The organism is Magnetococcales bacterium (assembly GCA_015231925.1).
Taxonomy (GTDB): domain Bacteria; phylum Pseudomonadota; class Magnetococcia; order Magnetococcales; family JADGAQ01; genus JADGAQ01.
On record JADGAQ010000240.1, the window covers coordinates 1 to 5,204 of the forward strand.

A 5,204-nucleotide genomic window follows, 5' to 3' on the forward strand; every position below is an offset into this window, starting at 1 on the left:
GCTCCGCCCCAGACCCCGCCGGGGGGGATAATCCCCCCCGGACCCCCGTATTTTCTTTCGCACCATAATCGGCTGCCGCGAACCGCCCCAGCCAGTCAACACCTCGGGGCGCTGCCCTGAACCCCGCCGGGGGGGGGTGACCTCCCCCCGGACCCCCGTATTTGGGTCACTCCGTGTTACGGACAGGAAAAATTCGACGCCATAATGCACGTACCACTGGCTACGTCGTAAAACCGATTGTGTCCGCCTTCCCCCTTGGGCACGGGAACCCCCTTCGGAATGATGAACGATCTGGAGAGTGCCCCAGCCAACCCCGCCGGAAGAATGGTTCCCTCCAAAACGGTAAATGTCCATTCCTTGACCAACATCGCCGACTTCACCCGTGCATCGGGATTGAGATGCTTGAGTTTCGCACTGGCGGCATCGATCCAGCTTTGCATATCCTCATCGGTGGCGGGACGTATCTTGCCCTGCCGCACCAGTTCCAACAACCCCTCCTGCCCAGGCGGCAACGAGCTGAAGAGATCGGAGTAGTCCTTTCCGTCCTTGGGTGCGACAAATTGCAATGATTTTTCATCGAGGTTCTCTGCCTTGCCAACCACGAAACGTCGGTTTTGAGGAGTGTTATGGAAACGGGTCAAGGGTTTTCCGGTCAACGTCTCCAGCAACGAGGCGGCACGGTCCAGCTCCTCGTTGAGTTTGTAAACGGAAAAGTATTTACCACAACCCTCCCCGCCAGGCTTGGCGTTTGAAAAGAACAGCTTCCTGACGGGGACGGTGGATTCGATCCCCAATACCTCCTGAGGATAATAGCCGCCGAGAACCACGCCGACGATCTCCGTGCCCGGTGTGGTGCGAACAACCCAGACCACCGGATCATAAGCGCTTAACGCCAGCACCACGGGGGTCTTGGGCAGGTTCACCACCACCTCGCTAAGACGGGTGGCGTGGCTTTGTTCGGGTATCTGCCGCACGGTCGGCTTTAAGCCCTCATAATTCCCCACCAGATGGACCTCGGTATTTTTCGGAAGATGACTCAGGGCACATTCCGGCAACGGCTTGGCAATCCCACGGGAAGCGGTCCCTTGAGACGGATCCCGCACCACCGGACGATCCGCTCCATCAGACTTCGTCGAATTGTCGGGAGATGACGGACCGGCATGGTCCTTCACCCACTGCCTCTCAAAATTTTCCAGATAGTTAATATATTGCCTTAATTGACCGGACTGGCACCACATCGATACCGAACCACCATTTTCTCGTATTCGCGAAAGATTTTCCTCCCCCTGAAAATAGCTTGACACCTTACAATACGCAATATTGTACGGATTTATCACAGCATTATAGTCATCGAGGATTACTTTAACTTCATCCGGAACGATTCGCCGCAGGTTGTCGAGTCGATACGTCGCCAAAGCTTTTTGTTTGTCATACTCTGGGTCAGATTGGCGGACCATATCACCATAGGATGATTCATTGACGATTCTGCCGCCCTTTTCAACATCTTCGGATGTTTTTCGGGAAGATGACGGGGCGACATGGTTCATCACCCATCTGGTCTCGAAGGTCTGCAGCTGATTGGCATACTGCATTGATGCCTGGCTAAGACACATCATCAACGCCAGATTTTCGCTGACGGACTCACTGGATGATCTTCTTTTTGAATAAAATCGCTCAAGACGACATGAAATTTCAGATTGTTTTTTCCATATTTCGTTATACTCTTCTAGAGATACGATACCTTCTTTCGGCAGAATCCGCCTAAGGTTATTTAGCCGATACTCAGCCAACAGGATTCCCTCGTTGCGCGCCTTCTTCATCTGCTCCAGCCTTTTGTCCGAAACCACCGCCCGATCATCACTGGCGATGCCCGGTGTGACGGTTTGAGACAACAGCAAGGCAAGGAGCCAAACCGGCTTGATCATGATTCCTCCAATGTTACTTTGGATGCCTAATTCTTCCTGAGAAGGGGTCTGGTTATTCATTTTATAGAATCCGTTGGCCCAGTCGGTCTACTCGGGGCAACGTCCATTTCCATCCGAAATAGAGCAGGTTCCACTCTCCACATCATAGAAGTGAACACGATTCCCTGCAGCGTCCGGCTTTGGAACCCCCTTGGGGATAATGAAAGAGCTTACCCCAACCCCCTTCAAATCAGGCAGAACAACTTCTCCAAGGATTGCATAACTATCACTTGCATTCAAACCATGTCTGGTTACTTTAGTCGAGTCATCAGGGTTATATTTCTTGAAACGAGAGGTTGCCGCCTCAACCCAGGATTCGATATCCTCTTTGCTCGCGGGGCGGATCTTGCCCTGGCGAACCAATTCTCTGAGGCCTTCCTGCCCGGGTGGCAGCCTGCTGAAGACTACTGGAGTTTGGCTATCTTTCGGAGCGTGAAAGATCAGGGCGCTCTCCTCGATCCCAGCCGAACCGCCAATGATATATCTCTGATTATTCGGGTAAAGGTAAATCAGATTGGCTGTCCGCCCCGTATAATTCTCTACCTTTTTTATCATCGTGCTCAACTCATTTTTAGTACCATTAAACCAAAATGATTTCCAGCATTCAGGAGGTTTGCCTTGGAACTCCGTGGCAATATATTTTTGCATCGGGGTTCCCGGAGGCAACCCGATGACTTCCTGGGGGTATTGACCTCCCAGAACAACGGCAACAATTTCGGTGCGCGGCATGGTGCGTACCGCCCAGATGATCGGCTCATTACCGCTCAGCACGAGAACGATTTTGGCATCGGGCCGGTTGACGACCACCTCGCTCGTTCGCGTCGGGTACTTGGCATCGGCCAATTGGCGCGTGGATGACTTGATCCCCCTTAGGGCTGCCACGAGATGGACCTCGGCATTCTCCGGCAGGTTGGTCAATGGGGAACATTCGGGCCGCGGCCTGTTTGAACCCTTATCCGATACAGGAAATGCCAAACCCGGCAGCTCAGCCAAGTTGTGAGCTTTCAACGCTCCCGAGCCGGGTCCCTTTTGCGGCGGATTGTTTTTTACCCATTGATTTTCAAATTGTTGCAACTGGTCGGCATACTGCCTGGTCGTCCGGAGAAGGCATTGATCATACGCGCCGACATTGTCTTCCCGATTTTCCTGTTGGTCGCTGATTGAAAAACGGCTTTCAAAACGACAGAACTCTTCTTGATATTTTTCCCATGTCGAATCATGCTGCGTGAGCATTGCGTTGATCCTTTCGGGCAGAATCCGCTTCAGATTGGCAATGCGGTGGTTGATCAAGGCCTTTTGCTGGTTCATCGCCTTCTCATGCCGCGCCCCCGCCCCCGGCGGTTGAAACGCCTGCGCAACGTGGCTTGACGTAACAAAGGCTCCCATCATCAAGAATCCGGCACAAATCTGACGGTACATGTTTCCTCCTTCCCACTCTGCATTGCCGATCGCGAAGGGCCGCAGCACCCTCTCGGAACCCGGCCACCTGCACTCGACCCATCCCACGGCCAAGGGCGCCCTCGATCCCGATCCTTTGGCCGGAAACGAAGCGCGTCATTGCGGACAGCGCCGCCCACCAGACGAGAAGCAGGTTCCGCTGGACACCTCGTAGAAATTTGAGTTTGCCCCGTAGTCCGGTGGTGGAAGCACACCGGGTAACAGGATGAAATTGGAGAAATGATCCTCTCGCAGCACCTCCGGCAAAACAGTGCGCGTCAGGATCGAATAGACATGTCCTTTCTGCTTCAAAACCGTTTTCAACCAATCCGAAGGCTCGGCCTTATCGCGCTCGCGGGCGGCCTTGATCCACAACTGGATATCCTCCTGGGTGGACAGGCGTATCTTGCCCTGTCGGATCAACTCCTGAAGCCCTGCCTGGCCATGTGGCAGGGGGGAAAAAAGATCTGAATAGTCTTTGCCATCCTGAGGTGCAACGAAACGGAGGCTCTTTTCGTCGATTCCTTCCTTCTGCCCAACGACGAAGCGGTTTCCTGTCGGGGTATCGTAGTACCGGGTCAACTCCCTTCCCGTGATTATCTTGATACTTTTCTGCACCTGGTCAAGCTGGCCATACACCTGAGCGTCATTGAAAAAACATTCTGGAGCCGCGCCGTGAAAGGGGAGCGATAGAAAGCGACGAACCATGACTGTTTTATCAAGGCCATAGACCTCCAGCGAAGTACGCCCGCCTGCCACCACGGCAACCAGGTTCGTTCCCGGAGTGGTGCGCACCGCCCAGATGGCCGGATAACTGGCCCCCAGCACCAACACAACCGGCACCCCCGGCAGGTTGACCACGACTTCGCTGAAATGCGGGGATTCCACTTCATCGGGAAGCCGGCGTAATGTCGGGTGCAACCCCTGGACTATGTTTATCAGATGAATCTCGACATTCTCCGGCAGATCGGTCAGTGGCGAGCATTCCGTCACCGGGCGCCCTCTCCGGTCCGGTTGATTGGATGTGACTCCGGCGCTGACCACCTGCCCGGAAGTTGCGACTCTGCCTTCCCCAGGTCCGGGCTTGGTCCCCGTCGCGATCTGCCCCGCCTGAACCGGTTCCCGCCCCGATGATTGCTCCGGATGATCTTTGGCCCAGCTTTTCACAGCACCTTGCAGTCGGGCGACCTGCTGAGCGGCCTCCCTGATCTGGCATTTAATGAAAGCCGCTTCCGGAATCTCGGCACCCTTCAATACCGCCTCATCAAATGGAACAGCCAGACGGCATTCCGCCTCGATGTATTCCCGCCATGTCGAATCCAAAGAATTCACCTCACCCTGGAGTTCCTTAGGAAGCATCTCCTTCAGACGGCCGGTTTCCTGCTCAAGTTGCTCTGCCCTCCGGGTGCGTTCCCACCCGAGTCGTTCAAGCATTGCAGGGTCAACCACCGGGGCCTCACCAAGGGCCAATGCAGGAGACATGAATTGAACCAGCAATATGGAATAGAGCCATATTCGCTTCCCCATTGATCCCCCTCCATTAAGTGTACTTTAAAGGATAGTATCCTAACGTAATTTCAGGCAGGTTTCCAGGCAGTAATTTCTACGTAGTTGTACCTGTCTTTGTTTACCCGTCTTATACACCTTCCATCTTTGGATGTTGATTTCAGTGGTCTTTTCCGGCATACGGGGGTTCGAAGGGGATTATCGGCGGGGGGGGGCTGAACCTCAAGCGTTGGTCCTTTGATTAATACGGGGGTCCGGGGGGGATTATCCCCCCCGGCGGAGGTTTGGAGGCGGAGC

The 5,204-nt window shown here is 54.3% G+C and carries 3 protein-coding genes; all 3 read right to left on the minus strand.

Annotated elements, in window-relative coordinates:
• Positions 1–176: 176 nt before the first annotated feature.
• Positions 177–1,985 (minus strand): hypothetical protein, encoded by a 1,809-nt coding sequence (locus HQL56_17910; protein ID MBF0311393.1) that lies wholly within the window; start codon positions 1,983–1,985, stop codon positions 177–179.
• A gap of 27 nt (positions 1,986–2,012) precedes the next feature.
• Positions 2,013–3,383: a DUF1311 domain-containing protein gene (locus tag HQL56_17915; protein ID MBF0311394.1), complete on the minus strand. Its 1,371-nt coding sequence runs from the start codon at positions 3,381–3,383 to the stop codon at positions 2,013–2,015.
• Positions 3,384–3,518: 135 nt separating this feature from the next.
• Positions 3,519–4,928: a hypothetical protein gene (locus tag HQL56_17920; protein MBF0311395.1), complete on the minus strand. Its 1,410-nt coding sequence runs from the start codon at positions 4,926–4,928 to the stop codon at positions 3,519–3,521.
• Between the last annotated feature and the right edge of the window lie 276 nt (positions 4,929–5,204).

Coding starts and splice junctions, on each gene's coding strand:
- HQL56_17910 (MBF0311393.1), bottom strand. CDS start 1,985: ATGAATAACCAGACCCCTTCTCAGGAAGAATTAGGCATCCAAAGTAAC.
- HQL56_17915 (MBF0311394.1), bottom strand. CDS start 3,383: ATGTACCGTCAGATTTGTGCCGGATTCTTGATGATGGGAGCCTTTGTT.
- HQL56_17920 (MBF0311395.1), bottom strand. CDS start 4,928: ATGGGGAAGCGAATATGGCTCTATTCCATATTGCTGGTTCAATTCATG.